We start from the raw sequence: 20,629 nt of genomic DNA on the forward strand, positions 1-20,629 counted from the left end.
AAGAAAGGCAGAGGACAGTTGGTGGGGACAGGAGGGGTAAGAGCTTGTGCATAGGTATCAACTTAACGTAAAAGTATGTCCCCCAAGGAACTGAAGTTCCTTGCTAATAGCGAAAGTCATCTTAAGATGACTAAAATATAGCCAAAAATATGAAGTCTACTTCAGTAGACTTTAGCTATTAGCCTTGAACTTTAGTTCCAGGCGGGTGAGAAAGCTAACACTTAAGCTACTTTTGGCTGAAGTTGACACGTATGCAGCCTGTGAAGCCCAAATTATCTACAGCTTGGGCAATTTCCTGCTTTTCATTAATTTTTACTGACTATTTGCGGCGATTACTTACGACACAGGAAGCGATCGCAGTTGCTGGAGTTGACTTAGCCAAGAATTTTGACATATTTTCGCCTCATAGAAAATTACTGGGTCTTGCATTGTAGCAAGCTCTATGCAAAGATAATTCTACAAAGTACGGTAAATCGATAGAGCTATCGTATTTATTTAACAATTAATGCTGTCAAAATATAGCTGATTACAAATTAGTGTTTTCAGTTAATGTTAATTGGCAAATAATAACTTGCATCCAAATCAAGCTTTAGTCAATGTCAGTAGCCATTGATTAACTTTGTACAGCATAACAAAAAAATGCCATTACGATGTCTCAAGAAGTATCAGTTTCTATAGCTTATGTTTGATTTTTTCTTAAAAAGATAAAAGTCTTTACTAAAGCAGCGATTGTCTCATCTAAGAAGTTTCTAGGATTCTTTCAAGCGTTAGAATTCATAGTTGCTGCGAATTTTGCATTGTCCATTCAATTGCTTAGTACTGGTTTCGATATTTGTCAGAAACTTGTACTTTTCTAACCAAAAAACTTTTGCTAAGTCTATAATCTAAGGTTTTAGTAAAAACATTTAGATAAAAGATTTGTCTGTCTAATCGAGAGCTACTTTATTCATGATTTAAGGTTGAGGAGTTAAGGAGTCATGTTGAATTTGCGCTGGAATTATAGATGTATATTGTTCCTGCTTTCGTTGCTAGATATTCTAGCTATCCTGGTTTTTTATCCAGCCAAAAGTCAGGCTGAACTGCCTAAACCTGATGTATCTACTACTGAACTAGAAGATAACAAAGCTGCACAACCAGTTATCAATCAAACAATAGACACTTCAATTGCACCAGTCACTCGTAAAAAAGCTGCAAATGATCTCCAAGAGCGAGTGACACCTGTCTCGCAATTGTTGCAAGTTGCACCACCAAGTGATAAAAAAGCTCCAAATAATTCTGTAGGACAAGTGACATCCGTCTCGCAACTGTCAGATATTTTGCCGACAGATTGGGCATTTCAAGCATTACAATCTCTAGTTGAGCGCTACGGTGTAATTGCGGGATATACAGATAGTACATTTAAAGGCGATCGCTCTCTAACGCGCTATGAATTTGCAGCTGGGTTGAATGCAGCTTTAGATCGCCTCAATGAACTAATAGCAACTTCAACGGGAGATTTAGTCAAACGAGAAGACTTGGATACCCTCAAAAAACTACAAGAACAATTTTCTCCAGAACTCGCTCAACTTCGGGGACATGTAGATAGCTTGGAAGCGCGAACTGCGAATTTAGAAGCAACTCAGTTTTCAACCACAACCACACTTATAGGTCGAGCGCAGATTGTTGTTGGCGACCTTCTGACGGGTAATAACGTCGTCACTAAGAAACCAGCACCTCACAATGCCACACTTCAAGGCTTAACTTCTTTACGGTTAAACACCAGTTTTAACGGTAAAGATTCACTAGCTATAACAATAGGAGGTGGAAATATTGAATCATTGGGACAAACAAGAGCTGGATTATTGGGAACTTATGAGGGGAGAACTGCTGATAACGCCAGTATTACTTTTGCACGCAATCAGATTATTCTCAGTGGTCTTCGCTATCGGTTTCTACCTTATCCAAATACCCAAGTCAACATTTATCCTTTGTCTGATGGAGCTAGTGAGATAGGTCTTTCTGGTCCGATTAACCCATATTTTGAATCGTCTTTTGCGACTGGTGCTAATGGAATTTCACGATTTTCACGGCGGTCTTTGGTCTATAACTATGGAGATACCGGCCCCGGAATTGCCATACTCCAAGGATTAGGCAAACAGCTTCAATTCGGGATAGCGTACAGCGCACCAAACGGTAACAATCCCACATTTAATAATGGCTTATTTACAGGTAGGTATTTAGCTTTAGCACAGTTAATCTACTACTCTTCTAATCGGAATTTTCGGGTGGCGGCAACTTACGTTAATACCTATAGCCCACCAAATACTCTAGGTTTTAGTGGAACAAATTTCGGCCCAGCAGTCGGGAGTAATCTGGTAAACAGCACCGTTGCTGGAGCGGGAACTGTAGGTAACCTTTATGGTCTACAGGCGTTTTATCAAGTTAATCCCAAGTTGGCAATCAATGGGTGGGTAAGTTATGCAGCACACCGCTATTTGGGGCGCGGAGATGGCGAAGCTATGGATTGGGCTGTAGGACTGGCATTCCCGGATCTTTTTAGTGAAGGTGCTTTAGGGGGGGTTTTAGTTGGTATGGAGCCAAAAATAATTAGTCTCACTAAGGGTGTAGATTTGGGAGCAGGTGCGGGACAAGCGGACAAGGATACTTCCTTGCACGTTGAAGCATTCTATCAATATAAAATCGGAGATAATATTGAGGTTACGCCGGGTTTGATCTGGATTACTGCACCGAACTCTGATGCTAGCAATCCTGATAGTTTATTTGCTTGGGTTCGTACTGTCTTTAGGTTTTAACCTTTGCGACTCCCCGGACTGATTAAATAATTCGTAATTCGTAATTCGTAATTCGTAATTCGTAATTCGTAATTCGTAATTCGTAATTCGTAATTACGTTTTGTGACGAACGCACAAAGCGTCTCTAAGAGTTGAGTGCTGTTGTGGGGACGGCTTCCGACTCGCATTACAACGTGCGATTTAGATTGAGGCATTCAATTCGTGCTGCCTGTAGAGACTCTTTACTTAAACCCCCAAAGTTCGTTAAACTTTGCTTAAGCAAGTGGGCGTAAATAATCATTACTGGCTCGTAGTTGCGCTTTAGCGCTAAAGCGCAACTACGAGCCAAATACAGAGATTCTACTTTTCGTTACATAGTTTGGTTTTATCTTACCTACCTACACTGGTTTAATCGAAAAGTCTGGGATTCTTAAATCTTAGGGAGTGGCTTAACTCGCAAGTACAGACACGGTATCTTGGTAATATGCACAAAGTAAGCAAAAAAACAAGCCTATTTAGATAGCTAAATTTATTTAACATAACTTTACGTTTGAATTTGTTTGATAAAATACTTGCTTTTTATCGAAAACTATGAAAAGCTTTGTTATATCCAAAACTACGGTTTATCTATCAAGTTAAAGTAGTAACTAGCAATCAATCTGGTGGCAACCTGTCTTAAGGAGCCACAATTTAAGGCTACTAAACTCTCGATTCAGTAATTAAAAATCTAACCTTCAGCCCACTTCCTTTGTAGGCGAGAGGTTATTCCAGGATTACTAAATTGGTGTTTTCGTCAGTCGTCAAGTAGGTAGGCAAACTGATTTATGAAATGGTGTGGAGCATCGATGGGGTGAAGACTTGATGCAAAAGACTTTATCGATGGAGGGAAATTGTAAATGCTGAAGACGTTAACAACCGATTTTGAACTCGACTTAGAAGGCGATGTGCTTGTAATTGGAGGTGGGCCTGCTGGAACTTGGGCGGCATGGAGCGCTGCATCAAGTGGAGCTAGGGTGATCCTTGTAGATAAAGGGTATTGTGGAACAACTGGATGCGCTGCTGCATCTGGCAATGGTGTGTGGTACGTGCGACCTGATCCCGAAGCAAGAGAAACAGCAAAGGCAAGTCGGGAATCGTTGGGTGGGTTTTTATCCGATCGCAACTGGATGGATCGGGTATTGAATCAGACCTATGTCAACGTTAATCAGTTAGCAGAATGGGGTTATCCCTTCCCTACCGACGATGAAGGTAAACCCTATCGGCGATCGCTGCAAGGGCCGGAGTATATGCGGCTGATGCGACGGCAAATTCAACGGGTAGGAGTCAAGATTTTAGACAACAGCCCCGCCTTAGAACTACTGGTAGATGACGATGGTACTGTTGCTGGTGCAACAGGTGTGAATCGTCAAACTGGTGAGAAATGGATAGTGCGATCGCAGTCCACAATTATCGCAACTGGCGGCTGTGCGTTTCTCAGTAAAGCGTTAGGATGCAACGTCCTGACAGGGGATGGTTATTTAATGGCGGCTGAAGCTGGTGCTGAGATGTCGGGTATGGAATTCTCCAATGCTTATGGCATCTCTCCCGCCTTTTCTTCAGTTACCAAAACCCTGTTTTATAATTGGGCAACCTTCACCTACGAAGACGGTAGTGTGATTCCGGGAGCAAGTTCTCATAGACGTTCAGTAATTGCCGAGACATTGCTGCAACAGCCAGTTTACGCCATCATAGACAAAGCGGCAGAATCGATGCGGGCATCTATGCGTTTAGCACAGCCCAACTTCTTTTTACCCTTTGACCGTGCAGGTATTGATCCATTTACTCAACGTTTTCCTGTGACTCTGCGTTTAGAAGGAACTGTGCGCGGTACGGGAGGAATTCGGATTGTAGATGAGAGTTGTAGCACTTCTGTACGGGGACTCTACGCGGCTGGAGATGCCGCTACACGCGAACTGATTTGTGGCGGATTTACTGGCGGTGGTAGCCACAATGCTGCTTGGGCAATATCTTCTGGGTATTGGTCGGGGAAATCGGCTGCTGAATATAGCCGCAGTTTGGGAGAACATAAAACTCAACGACTAGTTAAGGGTGTTGGAGAGGTAATATTACAAAGTGGGAGCGATCGCTCCTTGGCAACTGATGAAGTTATTCAAGCAGTCCAAGCTGAAGTATTTCCCTACGAAAAGAACTATTTCCGTACAGAAAAAGGCTTAACCGAGTCTTTGGGTAAGCTAAATCATCTTTGGCAAGAACTCCGTAGTAGCCAGGTAATATCAGAAAAAGAGCTTCCCAGAGCGCGAGAAGCTGCGGCGATGGTAGCTACAGCCCGGTGGATGTATAGCAGCGCCATTGAACGTAAAGAAACTCGTGGTATGCACAAACATTTAGATTATCCAGAACTTGATGCTAACCAGCAACATCACCTGATTAGCGGCGGATTAGATCGAGTCTGGGTGAAAACTCAACCTTTACTGAATACAGAAGATATTTTTCAATCCAAAATCCAAAATCTAAAATCCAAAATAGGAGCAGCAGTGTGATTGAGTTGGTCAGCGAATCGCGGTGCATAAAATGTAATATCTGCGTGAATATTTGTCCAACCAACGTGTTTGACAGAGTACCCAATGCGCCGCCAACCATTGCTCGACAGAGTGACTGCCAAACTTGTTATATGTGCGAATTGTATTGTCCAGTTGATGCTCTTTATGTTGCACCAGAAAGTGATATGCAGACTTCTGTCAATGAGGCAGAATTAGCAGAAGTTGGGCTACTGGGTAGTTACCGGGAAAACATCGGTTGGGGACATAAACGTACCTCAACAGCAAAAGCCGATCAAACATTTCAAATTTTGAAGCAGATCAAATAAGTACGGCAAAGAAAAAAGTTATGCTGTGGTTCGCAGTAGGAACAGGTTCTATCAGTAAAAATATAGCCCTTTTCAATTCAGTGAGGTACAGGTATGCAGACAGACCTAACCCCCTCCCGTCGCTCTAAGGGGGAAAAATTCAAAGCCTCTCTCTTTTTAGGAGAGAGGTCAAAACTGTACTTCAACCAATCGAGAACCGCTATAAACTTCCTTCAAAATTATCAACCTCAGTGGCTTGTATCCTACTGCTACTAACTACAGGATGTAACCAAGGTGAAATTAAATCTGCTCAATCAATTGAGGCGTGGGCTTTGCCCACTCTATATTTCTCCTAACGAACCGCAGAGGCGCAGAGGACACTGAGAAATGAGAGTTTAAGAAAATATCCCAAAATTGACGCAAAAATCCTCTCTATGTCCTCTTCTCTCTGGGTTCTCTGCGTCTGGAGTTTATTTGGATAATTTATTGCTTGAAAATGCCTAAAAGGATGATTTGATTATGGTGTTAGATATTACAAAACCAAAGGATTACATTGACTTAGCAGCTTCTTTATCCAAGGAACTTGCCCAATCCGCAGTTGAAAGGGATGCCCAAGCCGGAGTTCCAGAAGAGGAAATTAATAAACTGCGTGAGAGTGGTTTATTACCACTGATTGTGCCTAAGCAATATGGTGGCATTGGTGCAACTTGGATTGATGCTTTAAAAATTGTTAGAAAGCTATCAAAAGCTGATGGTTCAATTGGTCAGTTGTATGGTAATCATCTCAATTTGACGGCTTTGGGTCACGTTTCCGGCACACCAGCCCAAAAGGAAAAATATTATAGAGAAACTGCTAAAAATAACTTATTTTGGGCAAATGCTATTAATACGCGAGATACTAGACTGAAAATTACCCCAGAAGGTGATAATTTTCGGGTTAATGGTGTTAAAAGCTTTGGTACAGGAATTTCTGTTGCAGATTTTAGGGTATTCTCCGCTTTAAAAGATGGGGTAGAATTGCCCTTTATATTCATAATTTCCAAAGACAGGGAAGGGTTAGTTTCTAATCAAGATTGGGACAACATCGGGCAACGTCGCACTGATAGCAGTAGTTATACATTTAATAATGTTTTAGTGGAGAAAGATGAGATTTTAGGCCCATCCAATCCTCCTGATAGTGCCTTCTCAACTTTTCTTGGGATTATTGCCCAGCTAACAAAAACCAATGTTTATCTGGGAATTACTAAAGCAGCCTTCGCCGCCGCTCGTGAGTATACTAAAACTACTACTAAACCGTGGATTACATCGGGGGTAGATAGTGCTACTCAAGACCCATATCTTCTGCATCATTACGGTGACTTGTGGATGGAAATTCAAGCTGCGATCGCTCTAGCAGATCGAGCAGCCGAAAAGGTGCAAGCAGCATGGGATAAGGATGTATCGCTGACTCATCAAGAGAGGGGAGAAGTTGCGATCGCAGTTTCCGCGTCCAAGGCATTAGCTACTCGTGTAGGTATAGATATTACCAACCGCATTTTTGAAGTTACCGGAACTCGCGCCACAGCAACTAAATATGGATTTGACCGTTACTGGCGAGATTTGCGAACCTTTACCTTGCACGATCCTGTGGACTACAAATTGCGAGCGATCGGTGATTGGGTACTCAACGATCAACTACCTGTTATCACCCAATATTCTTAAGGTATTGGGCATTGAACAAAACAGACTTTCACTCACAAGTTTTAATCTTCCACTAGCACTATATTGGATTGGGATCTTCTCACTCCACTTCCTAAATTTTTCCTCCTAACTATTAAAGTTTCAAGTTCCTCGAGTCGTTGCAGGGTGGGTTATACCCACTCTCTTCCCTAATTTCATCAATAAAGTTTTTAAATTTATAAAAAATAAGTTAGTAAATAAGATTTTTTGTTTTTTACATTGCAATTAATCATCATTTTTCTAACTACCTAGAGGGAAATCAATAAAACAACCCATGCCAGCTTTACAAGGAAAGTTTGAATTGAAAAAAAGCCAGAGAACAACACCTCGTTCCTTGTTGTTTGCTCTCGGTTACTGCTTAATGCTATCAACAACCCTATCAAGTTGTAGTGAAGCAAAAAATAACACTCAACAGTCAGAAAGTTCGCTAAAATCCGTCGCTTTATCTAGCACTACAGAGAAGCAATTAGTACGGATTGTACGTTCAAAACAACTTTCTGCTTTAGCAATTTTAGAAAAACAGGGTTCCTTAGAAAAGCGATTAGAGCCTCTGGGTTTTAAAGTACAGTGGGCTGAGTTTGCGGCTGGACCACAACAGCTAGAAGCCCTAAATGCAAACGGGCTGGATATCGCATCTACAGCCGAATCGCCTCCTGTATTTTCACAAGCAGCCGGAGCGCCTCTTGTTTATCTAGCTACTACACACCCCAGTGGTAAAGCTATTTCACTTTTAGTTCCTGTCAACTCACCGATTAAAAGTGTTAGCGATTTGAAGGGAAAAAAAGTCGCTTTTCAGAAAGCCTCTATTGGTCATTACCTATTAGTTAAAGCATTAGAAGACGCAGGATTAAAATTGAGCGATGTCCAATCAGTTTTTCTACCGCCGCCAGATGCAAATGTGGCATTCAGTCAGAACAAGGTGGATGCTTGGTATATTTGGGAGCCATTCGCTACTAGAAATGTAGAAAATAAAATAGCTCGTGTTTTAACAGATGGCGGTAAGTTGCGCGATACTGGCAACTTTTTCTCCACTTCACGCCAGTTTTATCAGGCTCATCCTGACGTAATTAAATTGTTTTTAGAGGAGCTAGAAAAGGCAGAAATTTGGACTAAGAATCATCCCAAAGAAGTAGCACAACTGCTTGCTCCTGTAACTCAGCTAGATCCACCTACTTTAGAAATAATGCATGATAAATATGACTATGGGCTGGTACCAATTACTGAAAAAACTATTATCAAGCAACAACAAGTTGCAGATAAGTGGTACAGCTTAGGACTTATCCCTAAGAAAGTGAATGTTAGAGAGGGGTTTTTGACACCTGAAGAGTACGCCAAAATTACTCCATCAGAGGTTTTAGCTAATAAGTAGTTATCCCCAATAATAAATAAAAACACAGGAGAATATTATGCCTACCTTGACTTTGACAGAGGTTAAAATTAGGAATATTGATGTCCCTTTGGGAGCCATAGTTACCAATCTTAATGCCAGTCAACCTATTGCACCTGAAGTCATATTACAACTTAAGCAAGCTTTGCGCGTAGACGCGTTCGCAAAGCGTCTCGCAGAGAAGCGGCTTGTCGCCAGACATCGCCACATCTTAATTTGGCTCGTAGTTGCGCTTTAGCGAAGACAGCGCAACTACGAGCCAAATACAAAGATTTTACTTTTCGTTACATAGTTTGGTTTTATCTTGCCTACCTACTTACTCCACCAACACTGATAAGTGAAAAATAGAGACTAATCAGATATGAAGGCTGTTTTTCCAGCCAACTATAATACCAATTTACTAAAACCAAAAAGAGATTAGTTAAATTAGCGCAATCTCAAGTTGGAATACTAAATTGGTGTTCTAGGAGCTTGACAGAACAACTTCAAATTATCTTACTTCCTGAAAGAAAGTAAGACTGATAACGCTAAGTTTTTTCAAACAAACTAGAATACCAATTTACTAAACACAAAAAGAGATTTGTTCAATTAGTGCAATCTCAATTTGTAATCCTAAATTGGTGTTCTAGGAGGTTGATATAACGACTTCTTATTATCTTACTTGCTGAAAGAAAGTAAGACGGACAACTTAAAAGCTAAAAATTACCAGGAAAACTACAACTGATGAACAAGCCATTTCAACCACAACGCCGCACAGTTTTAAAGCGTATTGTCCAATATTCAGCACTGGGACTGTTTGCTTTATTGTCTCCCTTTGCAGGTAGCCTTGTACAAAGCACCCAAGCACAGACAAAATCCGAATTTAACGCCAAAGTAATTAACTTGGCTTATCAAAGTTCTGGTGATATTGTCAAGGTTAGAAAAGTTGTTGAACCACGTTTCAAAGCATTGGGTGTAACTGTGAATTGGGTTGGGCCATTCGCCGCAGGGCCGCAATTGATAGAAGCGCTGAATGCAGGTAAGGTGGATATCGGCAATGTCGGCGAGACACCTCCAATATTTTCCCAAGCTGCAACCACAAGCATCCCTGAATTTGTCTATATTGCTGGACGCACGCCCACCAACGGTGCAAACCAAGGTATTGTAGTGAAAGCTAATTCTTCCATTAAGACAGTAGCGGATCTTAAAGGTAAGAAAATTGCTTTTCAGGTAGGGTCAAATGCACAGTATTTACTAGCAAAAGCTTTACAAGAGGTAGGGTTAAAAATTAGCGATATTCAAATCGTTGCTTTGACTCCATCTGAAGCCCGCGACGCTTTTATTCAAGATAAGGCTGACGCCTGGGTGGCTGGCGATCCCTTGTTAGCTGTTGTGGAAAGTACTATTCCGATTCGTAATCTGAGAAATGCAGCAAGAATTAACACTCTAGGCGGGTTTTATATTGGTAGGCGTGCATTTGTCACCCAAAATCCGCAATTGGTGCAAGTGTTTTTAGAGGAAGCAGAGAAAGCAGGAGAATTTGCTGAAAAAAACCCAACCGTAATTGCTAACGATTTAGCTCCTGAACTGAAATTAGATGTATCAATTGTAGAAAAGGTGGTACGCCGTAGTGCTTATAGATTGAGAAGACTGACACCTGCGATCGTTGCCGAGCAGCAGGGCGTTGCTGATTTCTATTTTGCAGAAAAAGTCATCCCCCGTAAGATAGATATCAAACAAGCGATTCTTCCTACTCTACAATATCAAGCGATCGCACCTAATAATATCAAGTAAAGGTAAACAGGTAGAGGCAGGTTTATCACGATCGGGCGGGCAACGGCTCTCGTGAGGGAGTCGTTGACTTTAACCCTCTTCTGTCATTCTGGGAAAAGAGGGTTAGTCCTGAAAGTATAGATTTGCTTGCTCTACCAGTTTTGATCTAGTTGGAACGAAAAATCCTTGTTTCAGGCACTTGAAATAATCGAATGTACAAAAAACCTTCTTTAGCACGGTGATGCCAACTACACATTTACCGACTTTTTCTCCATAAAAAAGCCCCACCGAGTGATGGGGATGAAGACTGATGGATTTTTGGCACTTTTCTCTGTTTAGGGTGCGCTTGGCAAAACTCTCTATCTATTCACTTCTTCTAATGGAAAGCTGTCAGGGTTCGCTGATGTACTAATGACATATTCAGGGTAGGCTGGTATGCCATGCTCGTGTAAATCCAAACCTTCTAATTCGCCTTCTTTCGACACACGCAGTGTCCCGGTCAAATTTACCAAATACATCAACCCCATTGCCACAGCAAATGTAGATACAGTAATAATTAGGTTGCCGATAACTTGTGCGCTCAAAACCTGTATCCCCCCACCATAAAACAGACCTCTTAAGGTTGCAGAGACATCAGGTGAGATGGGGCCAGTCGAGCCGAATTCACCAGTGGCAAACAAGCCCAGCGACCACGTTCCCCAAATTCCGCAAAAACCATGTACAGGAACTGCACCGATGGGGTCGTCAATCCTCAGCCATTCCAAAAGGTCTATGCCTAGAATGACAACTACGCCAGCTACCGCCCCAATGATGATAGAACCTGTTGGATTCACCCAATAGCAAGGGCAAGTAATCGCAACCAAACCCGCTAAGAAACCGTTGACTGTGAAGCTCAAATCCCACTTTTGTGTTTTCGGATATCCAAAAAACAGTGCCGACAGACCGCCTGCACATGCTGCCAAGGTAGTATTAGCGGCAACCCGTCCAGTCCCCACAAAGTCCATGGCCGAGAGTGTCGAGCCGGGGTTGAAACCGTACCACCCGAACCACAGAATCAGACCCCCGGAAGCAGCAATTACAAGGTCATGAGGTAACATCGGCCCGCCACCGTCGCGCTTAAACCGACGACCCAAACGCGGCCCGAGGGCGATCGCACCTGCCAGGGCAATGAATCCCCCAATGGTGTGAACAACTGTAGAGCCTGCAAAGTCATGGAAGCCAGTTCCCAAGAAGGGCAGGAAACCGTCTTTGCTGCCCATCGTTGCCAGAAAGCCGTCTGGCCCCCAAGCCCAGTGTCCGATAATTGGGTAGATGAATCCAGAAACGCCAAAGCTGTAGAGAAGATCACCAATAAACCCTGTTCGCCCAATCATTGCCCCCGAGGTAATCGTTGAGCAGGTATCTGCAAAGGCGAACTGAAACAGCCAGAACGCCAGAAACGCTACACCTGTACTTTCATAAGTCGCAGGCGCACCTTGCAAGAAAAACCAATTCAGTCCAATCAAGCCGTTACCATGACTGAACATGAAGGCAAAGCCCCATGCATAGAACAATAAACCGCAAAGACAGGTGTCAACGATGCATTCCATCAAGACATTGACGGTTTCACGAGAGCGACAGAAACCTGCTTCCAGCATTGTAAAACCTACCTGCATTGCAAATACTAGGAAGGCCGCTAGCAGAGTCCAGAGGGTATTAATCGGGTTAACGATGTCATTGCCTTTAAGTACTGGATCGGCTGCCAAAGCTGGTGTTTCCATCAAATTGGGGATGAAGGCAAATACCATGAATAGCATCATGATAGCCATTGCCTTGCCCAGCAGTAGTAAGTAACCGTAGCGCCTCCACTCTGGATCACGTAAACGCTGTCCCAATCGTGCCAACTTGTTAACTTGCTGACTTTCCCCAACAGTAAGAGGCATTTTCTTCCTTTTGGGCAATTGCTGATGCTTAAAGAGGAAAAAGCCTTTCTTGACTGGGGTAGATCCCGCCTTAACGAAAAATACAATAAAGCTTGTTACTAAATAGCCAAATAGATTGAGGCAATTTCGACCGTTTTTTACCAAAGAACTACAAGCGTTAAATAAGATAGTTTCTAGTCTGCTTCTCTTGTTACCCACTAAGTAAAACCTCCATCAAGGTAAATATTTTTAAACAACTAAAAGCTCAATTGTCAGTCAAGGTTTTGAGGAATAATCTGAAGTATTTATGTCAAATAAACTTGAGCGTCATTGTCTCAAAACTGATAGCCTATCACGTTGCGATAGTTGCGGCACCATCAACAACAAAAAAGGAGTTTTTCTGTAAGTCTCTAACCACATTTTTCTAATATCAAAAATCCTGATAGTGTGAGAAATCTGAATGTGACTTTACAGGAATCAAGTGATAAATTTGACTAATTGTTTATTTATTTCTGATAAAAAACTGTATTATTTAATACAGTTTTTGGTCAGGATGTCGCATAAAGTTACTCCTGCCACATCAGATATAACCACTGTATTCTTTACAGTATCAGTATTTCCCGATATTAAGATAGAAACATTCAGAATGTTATTAATTTTATATACAACAATTTAATAACTTGTTACTTTTGTTTTCACAGCCTCATCAATCTCGTCACACTTTCGTCATGATTTTGTCATATTTTCGTCAAGGGGATATGCAATTATTAGCCAGAATATGTTTATTCATTTGCAGAAGGTGGGATCAAGCTGTTCCACAAATAAAATTGCATAACCTGGGCGGGCTTTCCTGTCCACCCTACAAGAGTTATATTTAATAAGGGTTATGCAAGCTTATTTGTTTTTTAGCTTACCTGCCTTTTACTTATCTTTAACTGCTGTCCGTGGGTTTAAGTCCCCCGCTTCTATCAAGCGGCAAGTTTTGTGGTGGGGTTAAAATCCCCATTGCAAAACAAAATTGACGAATTACGAATTACGTACAGCCCTTTGGGCATGAAAACCGCGCAGCGTGCCGGAGGCTCTATTACGAATTACGAATTATTTAATAGCCTATCAATCCTGATGATGGTTAATCAGCTATTAAGTTAGCGATCGCATCTATTAATTCGGCTGGTTCTATTGGTTTTGCTAGATGCTTGTCAAATCCAGCTGCAAGTACCTGTTTGGCGTTCATTTCTCCAGCATAGGCGGTAAGTGCGATCGCTCGAATTTGCCCTCCTTGTTCTAGTGGTAGTGTTCTCAACTGTCGCATGAACATACATCCATCCACTTCTGGCATCCCAATATCGCTTAAAAGTATATCTGGCAGAGATTGGCTTAAAGCGGCTAGTGCCTCATTTGCTGATGTCACTGCTGTCACATTTGCCCCATACTGCTCTAGTAAGAAGGCAATAAATTCTAGCGTATCTGCATCATCATCCACTACTAAAATATTGACACCATTTAAATTTGAGGATGTCTCTGAGTCGCTACTTTCCTGTTTAATCTCTGATTGATTTTGGATTAGAGGGAGTCTCACGGTAAAAGTTGCCCCCTGATCCTCGCCTCTGCTTTCTACCTGAACTGTCCCGCCATGCAGTTCGACTAAGTGACGGACGATCGCTAACCCTAATCCTAATCCACCAAATTTTCTGGTGGTGCTGCTGTTCTCTTGGCGAAAATATTCAAACACGTAAGGCAGAAAATTGGGATCGATGCCCTTACCAGTGTCGCTGACGATAATTTGAGCGTAAACCGGGGAGTGGTTTGGTATTTCTTTACCCCCTACTCCCCACTCCCCACTCCCTACTTGTTCCAATCGAATATCAACCCGTCCCAGAGCAGGTGTAAACTTAACTGCGTTTGAGAGCAGGTTCCAAACGATTTGCTGCAATCGGCCAGAATCACCTAAAACTTGCCGCAAATGTGGTTCTAGGCTGATGTGCATCTCAATTGACTTCGCTTCTGCTGACAGCCGCACTGTTTCCATAGCTGCCAAAATCACAGATGCCAAATCAACTGGGTAGATATTTAAGCTCAGTTTACCTTGTAAAATTCGGGAGATATCCAGCAAATCTTCAATTAGTTGAGCTTGTAACCTAGCATTTCGCTCAATAGTCTTCAGCGCTTGAGGGATTGTCTTTTCATCAAGTTTTTTGGTTTGGAGTAGCTTAGACCATCCTAAAATCGGGTTGAGTGGCGATCGCAATTCATGAGAAAGAACTGCTAGAAACTCGTCTTTAATCCGGTTAGCGTTTTCTGCTGCTTCCCGTGCGGTTTGCTCTGCCTCGTATAGGCGGGCCCGTTCCATCGCTTGAGCGCACTGCTGTGCTAGTGCTAAAATGAAGGGTTTGTCATCTTGATTAAACTCCTGAATTTCACCAAAAGCTATAGACATTCCACCTATGGCTCGTCCCTCAACGATCAATGGAATCGAAATCCAAGCTCTGTAATTATACCGTGCATACTCCTGAGCTAGATGTGGGTAACGAGCAACCCTTGTTGTGGTTGGCTCTTGCCAGATGGGCTGTTTGGTTCGTACTGCTTCTGCCAGTGGTACGGATGTATAAATAGAGAATCGACTCCATGAATCGAGAGCTTCCTGTTCATAACCTACTGCACGGACAATTTCTAGTTCAGTGCCGCTTTTAGTCACTAGTGCGACTAAAGCACAACTAGCTCCCAAAGCTGCCATACCTTGCTCTACAATTACTTCAGCAACCTGTGCTGGAGTCAGAGATTCTGAAAGTGCGGCGGTAATGGCTTGCAGACGCGCAGTGCGAGATGCTGCCTGTAAAGCCGCCTGTTGAGATTGCTGGGTTTCTGTATAGAGTCGAGCATTATCAACGGCTACGGCAGCCCGACGAGCTAACTCCTGGGCTAACATTAGGCTATTGGTAGGGTAGCGACGACCTGAAGAAGATACCAAAGTCATAGCTCCCAGCACCCGTCCCCGAACTATGAGCGGTACACTAATGCCAGATGTCGGATTTAATTCTTGCAAAATTTTTAGATGACTGGCATTAAGGCTTATCGCTTGTATCTGTTCATCAGAAATAAAATTAGTAATTTTAGATTTACCTGTCCGTATTATCTCAGCAATACCTTTTTTCAATGTCAAATCAGGCGGATAATTTTGTAACTGTTCTACCAATTCTTGTTTTTTTGGATCGGCATGGGCTGCTGCAACCCGGCGGACTAATTGATTGTCACAAATAATATCAACTAAGCACCAATCAGCTATTTCCGGCACTACCAAACGTGCTAAACTGGCTAAAGTTGTCTCGTAGTCTAATGATGCAGCCAAAATCCCACTAGCTGAAGCTAGAAAACGCTGCTCCGACTCTACCTGCTTACGCTCTGTAATATCCCGCGAAGACGCTTGTATCTCTAAAATATCTTTAGTTTGGCGATCGCGGATAGCTCGAATAGTTGTTTCTAACCAAATATAATGTCCGTCTTTGTGACGAGCGCGGTGAGTAATAGTATAAATATCTGGTAAATCGGCATTGACTGGATAATTCTTGGCAATCTCTGCCAAATCCTCAGGGTGAACTAACTCCCGGCTGGGATGACCTACTAGTTCTTCTGGTTGATACCCTAATACTGTGTAGCAAGCTGGTGAAATGTACAGAAGAGTTCCATCTACTCTGTGGCGTGAAATAATATCAGTTGAATTCTCAGCCAGCAGCCGAAAACACGCCTCACTCTCACGCAGTTTTGCCTCTGCCTGTTTGCGTACATTAATGTTACGGAAATAAACTGATAACCCTGTCCCTGAAGGATAGGCGCGAACCGCAAACCATGCATCAAAGGGTGGGTAATAATCTTCAAGCTCAAGGGGCGTTCCTAAAGCAACTGCTCTTTGATAAAGTTGACCAAAGCTAGTATCAGCCAGTTCTGGAAACTCTGACCACAAATTTTTTCCGAGCAAATCCTCGCAGGAACGCCCCAGATTTCTGCTTCCCTGCTCGTTGAGGTAGGTGAAGCGCCACTCACTGTCAAATGCAACAAAGCCGTCAGTGATACTTTCTAAAATCTTGGTAAGTTGCTCTTTGGCAGCTTCGGCCTCAACCCGAGCCGCTTGCTCCCGCTCAAATAGCTGTTGACGCTCGACTTCTGCTTGCTTGCGATCGGTGATTTCTTCGCAGATTGCGCCCACCCAAGTAATATCATCTGGTAGTTTAATCGGATAGTAATTTACCGACCACTGCCGCTGCTTTCCAGGCGCGGCGGGTGTCTCTCCACTGGCCTCTTGAGCAATAGATTCTCCCGTTTCGATTACATGGTGGAAAGCTTCCATAACCGTAGAATCTACCCCAGGTAGCACTTGGGCAACGGTCTTACCGATATGCACCTCTTGGGAAAAACCGTTCATTTCAGCTAAAGCGTCATTCAACCTAACGTATCTCAATTTCTCATCCCATAGACCAATACCTATAGGCGCATTATTGAAGAGGGTATCAAGCAGAACATTAGCTTCAACCAAGCGAGTCTGTTCTGTTTTCAGTAGCGCCAGCAATTGCTCACGTTCTGCCTCAGCTTGCTTGCTATCGCTGATATCGACGCACATTCCTACCCATTCCTCGATTTCGCCTGTTTCGTCGAGTATAGGCACACCGCGGATCTTCATGTAACGATACTCACCGTCATACCGCAGAACACGATACTCGGCAACTGCAACGCTGCGTCCAAAAAAAGCCTGTCTCCAAATAGTAGCTACAGATGGACGGTCATTTGGGTGCAGTGCTTCAATCCAACCCCATCCTCTGTATTGTTCAAGACTTTGCCCAGTGAACGCCTCCCAAGTTGGAATCTCGTTAACAACGTTGCCCCAAGGTCCCGCGATCCAGACGATGGATGCGCTTGCTTCTGCCAGTGAGCGGTAGCGTGCTTCACTATGACGCAGATTTTCTTCTACTTGCTCCTGTTCGCCCAAATATTGCCGCAAATCTGTAACCTCTTGAGCTTTTAGATTATCAATTAAATCTTTAACAAGGGGAAATTTTCTTTCTCAATCGAGGAACTGATCAATCAAAGTGGCGATCGCACCGAGCATTTGCTGGAACTTCAGCAGTCACAGTCTCTGCTCCTCATTTTTGAAAGTATCTGGCTAAAACGGCTTCACCGGGTTCTCCCATTTGGTGTAATAGCTCTTTAATTTGTTTCATAGCCAGTGGCGAAGGTCGTGTCCGTCCGTTTTCCCATCGGTTTATACTGTGGAACGAAACCCTTAACATCGTTGCCAGTTTTACCTGTGAAAGTTTGACGCACTGCCGAGTCTTACGAACCAACTGGGCAAGTTTTGGCTGTTCGATTACAGCATAAGCTAAATATATGTTTATTTTTCTAGTAGATATTGGACTATAGCAGATGCTATCACTCTCACTACATCTATCTAGAGTTATAGAGGTTGTCAGTTGATGATTATGGACTACATTAACTATTATGCAACCTAATTTAAGCTAATAATAGAATTGTTTCAATCCAGGTAATAAAAATATGAGGGTTTGGCTTGCCTGCTTTTTTGTGCTATTTGCCTTGGCAGAACTGTTTGACTGGTTGCAAGAATTTAATCTGCCATTACCTATCTATATTTTGGGTGGTGCTTTTTTAGCTGTTGCTTCTAACTATGATAAAATATTTGATTCTTATTTTGCGGATTCGAGCATCGTCGAGGCATCAATCGAACAACCCCAGTTAGATTCCCTAACCCCATCTACTAATCCTATTTCTTTCCCAATTGCCAGTGCTGTTGAAGATGCTCAAATATCTCAAACGGATGATTAGCTCTAAGCAACAAGTAAATTGGTACATTAATATAGAAGCTCAGGTTAATCAGCTTTTAATCTAGAGTCAGAAAATTAACTTCTGTGTCTGCAACATCTACCCAATTCAGGCTACCGCCGCAACGCCGTGATTAGTGGACTATTAGAAAAACTCCGTGTCCCCTTTGTCAAAGTTCAGGATTCGCGTGAAACTTCCCAGAGCAAAAGCTGGTTGCAAATTATTTTAGTTACCAGTGTAGGAGTCACCGCCTTTATCTGGGGAGTTCGGGAACTAAAATGGTTGCAGTCTTGGGAGTTGAGAGTTTACGATCAGATGTTGCGATCGCGTCCACCAGAAGCACCCGATCGGCGGATTTTGCTCGTAAAAATCACTGACGAGGATCTTAAACAAGATAAAGGGACTATATCAGATCGTAGAATCAATCAGCTATTAAAAAAAATAGAGTCTTATCAACCGCGAATTGTTGGTTTATATCTTTTTCAACCAGAAAACAACTATTTGGCGGCTAATTTACAAAATCAAGATAACATCGTTAGCACCTGTTTGTTCAGCACCTTGGGTAAAGATGAAATCCCACCACCGCCAAATTTCTCTATAGATAATGTTGGGTTTAGCAATGTGGTTGCTGACAATGAAAACGACCAAATTCTCCGCCGCAGTTTGTTATTTGTTCACTCTCCAGAAAAAAAATGTACAACATCATTTGCATTTGGTGCGCTCATAGCAATTAATTATCTGGATAAACAAGCCATTGAATACAATTTTACTAATAAAGGAGATTTTCAGTTAGGTAAAATTCTCTTTTTGCGTTTACAAGCTAATTCCGGTAGTTACATACATCTAGATGCAGATGGCTATCAAATATTATTAAATTACCGTCATCCCAACAGTCTCGCCGACCAAGTAACCCTTACACAAGTCCTCAGTGGCCAAGTCAACCCCAATTTAGTCAAAGATCGCCTTGTAATTATTGGCACTACAGCAGCTAATTTCCCTCAAAATAGCTTTTATACACCTTACAGCGCTTTGCCAGATCAACCAGCCAGAATGCCTGCTCTGTTTATTCATGCACAGATAGCAAGTCAACTTATCAGTACAGTGTTGGATGGACGACCTCTAATTTGGTATTGGCCAGACTGGGCGGAAGTTATTTGGGTGTGGTGCTGGTCGCTCTTAGGTGGAATTATAGCATGGCGGTGGCAAAATCCGTTGCTGTTGCTAGCGGTGGTTGGGACAACTCTACTTGGCTTAGTAGGAATCTGCGTTGCTTTGTTTTTGCAAGCTGGATGGATACCATTAGTTCCCTCTGGCCTGGCTTTGGTGATTAGTAGCACCTGTGTGATTGCTTATACTAGTTACCAAAATCAGCGACAAACTCAGGCGATTATTCTGCAAGTCGAAAAACAACAAGAAGCGATCGCAGGGTTAAATATACTCTTAGAAGATAAAACAGCACTCCCCGACTCATATCTTGATTTTTCTCCCCCAGTTGATTCACCAGAAATAAAATCAGGTGATTTGCTTTTGAGTGGACGCTACAAAATCTCTCAAGTTCTCGGTGCAGGGGGATTTGGCCGTACTTATTTAGCACAGGATACTCAACGCCCAGGTAATCCGATTTGCGTAGTTAAAAAGTTAATGCCAGCCCGTCAAGATACACGATTTTTGCAAATTGCTCGCAGGTTGTTTAATAGTGAAGCTGAAATATTACAATGTTTGGGTAAACATCATCAGATTCCCGAACTACTTGCTTATTTTGAAGATGACCAAGAATTTTATTTGATTCAACAATATATCGAGGGACATACCCTAAGTGAAGAATTACCACCTGTGCGGAATGTGCAGAACGAATCATTTGTGATTGAGATGCTTAAACAAGTTTTAGAAGTTCTAGAATTTGTTCATCAGCATCGAGTGATTCATCGTGATATCAAACCGGCTAATATTATTAGATGCACTGAAGATAATCGGTTGGTGTTGATTGATTTTGGTGCTGTCAAATTGATGCAACCGCCAAGTAGTGAAACAGAATTAGCCACAGTAGCCATCGGGACGCGGGGTTATGCACCTCCAGAACAATTTGCCGGTCATCCGCGCTTATGCAGTGACATTTACGCTTTAGGAATGATTGCCATTCAAGCCATAACAGGGATAGCACCGCAAGACCTCCACCCAGATGCAGAAACAGGTAATATTATGTGGCGGCAAACGGTGCAAGTGAGTGAAAAATTAGCCGCAATTTTAGATAAAATGGTTTGTTATCATTTTAGCGATCGCTATCAATCAGCCGCCGCAGTTTTACAAGATTTAAAACGTTTGTAAGCGTTACCCACCGAATAGCAAAATACCATTTTTGACCACAAAAGCCTTCTTGTGGAGCGTTGTTGCCGGAATGCGAACCAGTATAATAGCCTGGATGTTCTTT

14 protein-coding genes are annotated in these 20,629 nt (G+C 42.5%); 10 read left to right on the forward strand and 4 right to left on the reverse strand.

Features of this window, described 5'->3' with window-relative positions; all coding sequences use genetic code 11:
* Window positions 1-251 precede the first annotated feature (251 nt).
* Both V7K73_RS16135 and V7K73_RS16140 read left to right on the forward strand, forming a co-directional pair.
* Window positions 252-434 (forward strand): hypothetical protein, encoded by a 183-nt coding sequence (locus tag V7K73_RS16135; RefSeq protein ID WP_334881610.1) that lies wholly within the window; start codon window positions 252-254, stop codon window positions 432-434.
* Between the two features lie 543 nt (window positions 435-977).
* Window positions 978-2,792: an iron uptake porin gene (locus V7K73_RS16140; RefSeq protein ID WP_334881611.1), complete on the forward strand. Its 1,815-nt coding sequence runs from the start codon at window positions 978-980 to the stop codon at window positions 2,790-2,792.
* Here V7K73_RS16140 and V7K73_RS16145 read toward each other — a convergent pair.
* Entirely contained in the window at window positions 2,789-2,986 is a 198-nt protein-coding gene (locus tag V7K73_RS16145) for a hypothetical protein (RefSeq protein WP_334881612.1), read from the reverse strand. The genes V7K73_RS16140 and V7K73_RS16145 overlap by 4 nt on opposite strands.
* A 681-nt stretch (window positions 2,987-3,667) precedes the next feature.
* Between V7K73_RS16145 and V7K73_RS16150 the strand changes: the two genes are divergently transcribed.
* From V7K73_RS16150 to V7K73_RS16175, 6 genes are all read left to right on the forward strand, one after another.
* Window positions 3,668-5,311 (forward strand): FAD-binding protein, encoded by a 1,644-nt coding sequence (locus V7K73_RS16150; protein WP_334881613.1) that lies wholly within the window; start codon window positions 3,668-3,670, stop codon window positions 5,309-5,311.
* The gene (locus tag V7K73_RS16155) at window positions 5,308-5,637 is read left to right on the forward strand and encodes a ferredoxin family protein (RefSeq protein ID WP_334881614.1); all 330 of its coding nucleotides are present in this window, start codon (window positions 5,308-5,310) and stop codon (window positions 5,635-5,637) included. The genes V7K73_RS16150 and V7K73_RS16155 overlap by 4 nt, the downstream gene beginning before the upstream one ends.
* Before the next feature lie 498 nt (window positions 5,638-6,135).
* Window positions 6,136-7,317: an acyl-CoA dehydrogenase family protein gene (locus tag V7K73_RS16160; RefSeq protein WP_334881615.1), complete on the forward strand. Its 1,182-nt coding sequence runs from the start codon at window positions 6,136-6,138 to the stop codon at window positions 7,315-7,317.
* 292 nt (window positions 7,318-7,609) lie between these two features.
* Window positions 7,610-8,704: an aliphatic sulfonate ABC transporter substrate-binding protein gene (locus tag V7K73_RS16165; RefSeq protein WP_334881616.1), complete on the forward strand. Its 1,095-nt coding sequence runs from the start codon at window positions 7,610-7,612 to the stop codon at window positions 8,702-8,704.
* Between the two features lie 37 nt (window positions 8,705-8,741).
* A complete protein-coding gene (locus tag V7K73_RS16170) occupies window positions 8,742-8,960 on the forward strand; it encodes a hypothetical protein (RefSeq protein ID WP_334881617.1) in 219 nt (72 codons plus the stop codon).
* Between the two features lie 485 nt (window positions 8,961-9,445).
* Window positions 9,446-10,495, forward strand: a complete 1,050-nt coding sequence (locus V7K73_RS16175) for an aliphatic sulfonate ABC transporter substrate-binding protein (RefSeq protein ID WP_334881618.1) — start codon at window positions 9,446-9,448, stop codon at window positions 10,493-10,495.
* A 338-nt stretch (window positions 10,496-10,833) separates the two neighbouring features.
* Here the strand turns inward: V7K73_RS16175 and V7K73_RS16180 are convergent, their stop codons facing one another.
* From V7K73_RS16180 to V7K73_RS16190, 3 genes are all read right to left on the reverse strand, one after another.
* Window positions 10,834-12,396, reverse strand: a complete 1,563-nt coding sequence (locus V7K73_RS16180) for an ammonium transporter (RefSeq protein ID WP_334881619.1) — start codon at window positions 12,394-12,396, stop codon at window positions 10,834-10,836.
* Window positions 12,397-13,504: 1,108 nt separating this feature from the next.
* Window positions 13,505-17,365, reverse strand: coding sequence for a PAS domain S-box protein (locus V7K73_RS16185; RefSeq protein WP_334881620.1), 3,861 nt, complete (start codon window positions 17,363-17,365; stop codon window positions 13,505-13,507).
* 142 nt (window positions 17,366-17,507) lie between these two features.
* A complete protein-coding gene (locus tag V7K73_RS16190) occupies window positions 17,508-17,708 on the reverse strand; it encodes a helix-turn-helix domain-containing protein (protein WP_334881621.1) in 201 nt (66 codons plus the stop codon).
* Between the two features lie 208 nt (window positions 17,709-17,916).
* Between V7K73_RS16190 and V7K73_RS16195 the strand changes: the two genes are divergently transcribed.
* Both V7K73_RS16195 and V7K73_RS16200 read left to right on the forward strand, forming a co-directional pair.
* Entirely contained in the window at window positions 17,917-18,204 is a 288-nt protein-coding gene (locus V7K73_RS16195) for a hypothetical protein (RefSeq protein WP_334881622.1), read from the forward strand.
* 126 nt (window positions 18,205-18,330) lie between these two features.
* On the forward strand, window positions 18,331-20,526 hold the full coding sequence (locus V7K73_RS16200; protein ID WP_334881623.1) for a CHASE2 domain-containing serine/threonine-protein kinase: 2,196 nt from the start codon (window positions 18,331-18,333) through the stop codon (window positions 20,524-20,526).
* Window positions 20,527-20,629: the final 103 nt, after the last annotated feature.

This window comes from Nostoc sp. (genome assembly GCF_036916975.1).
GTDB lineage: Bacteria > Cyanobacteriota > Cyanobacteriia > Cyanobacteriales > Nostocaceae > Nostoc.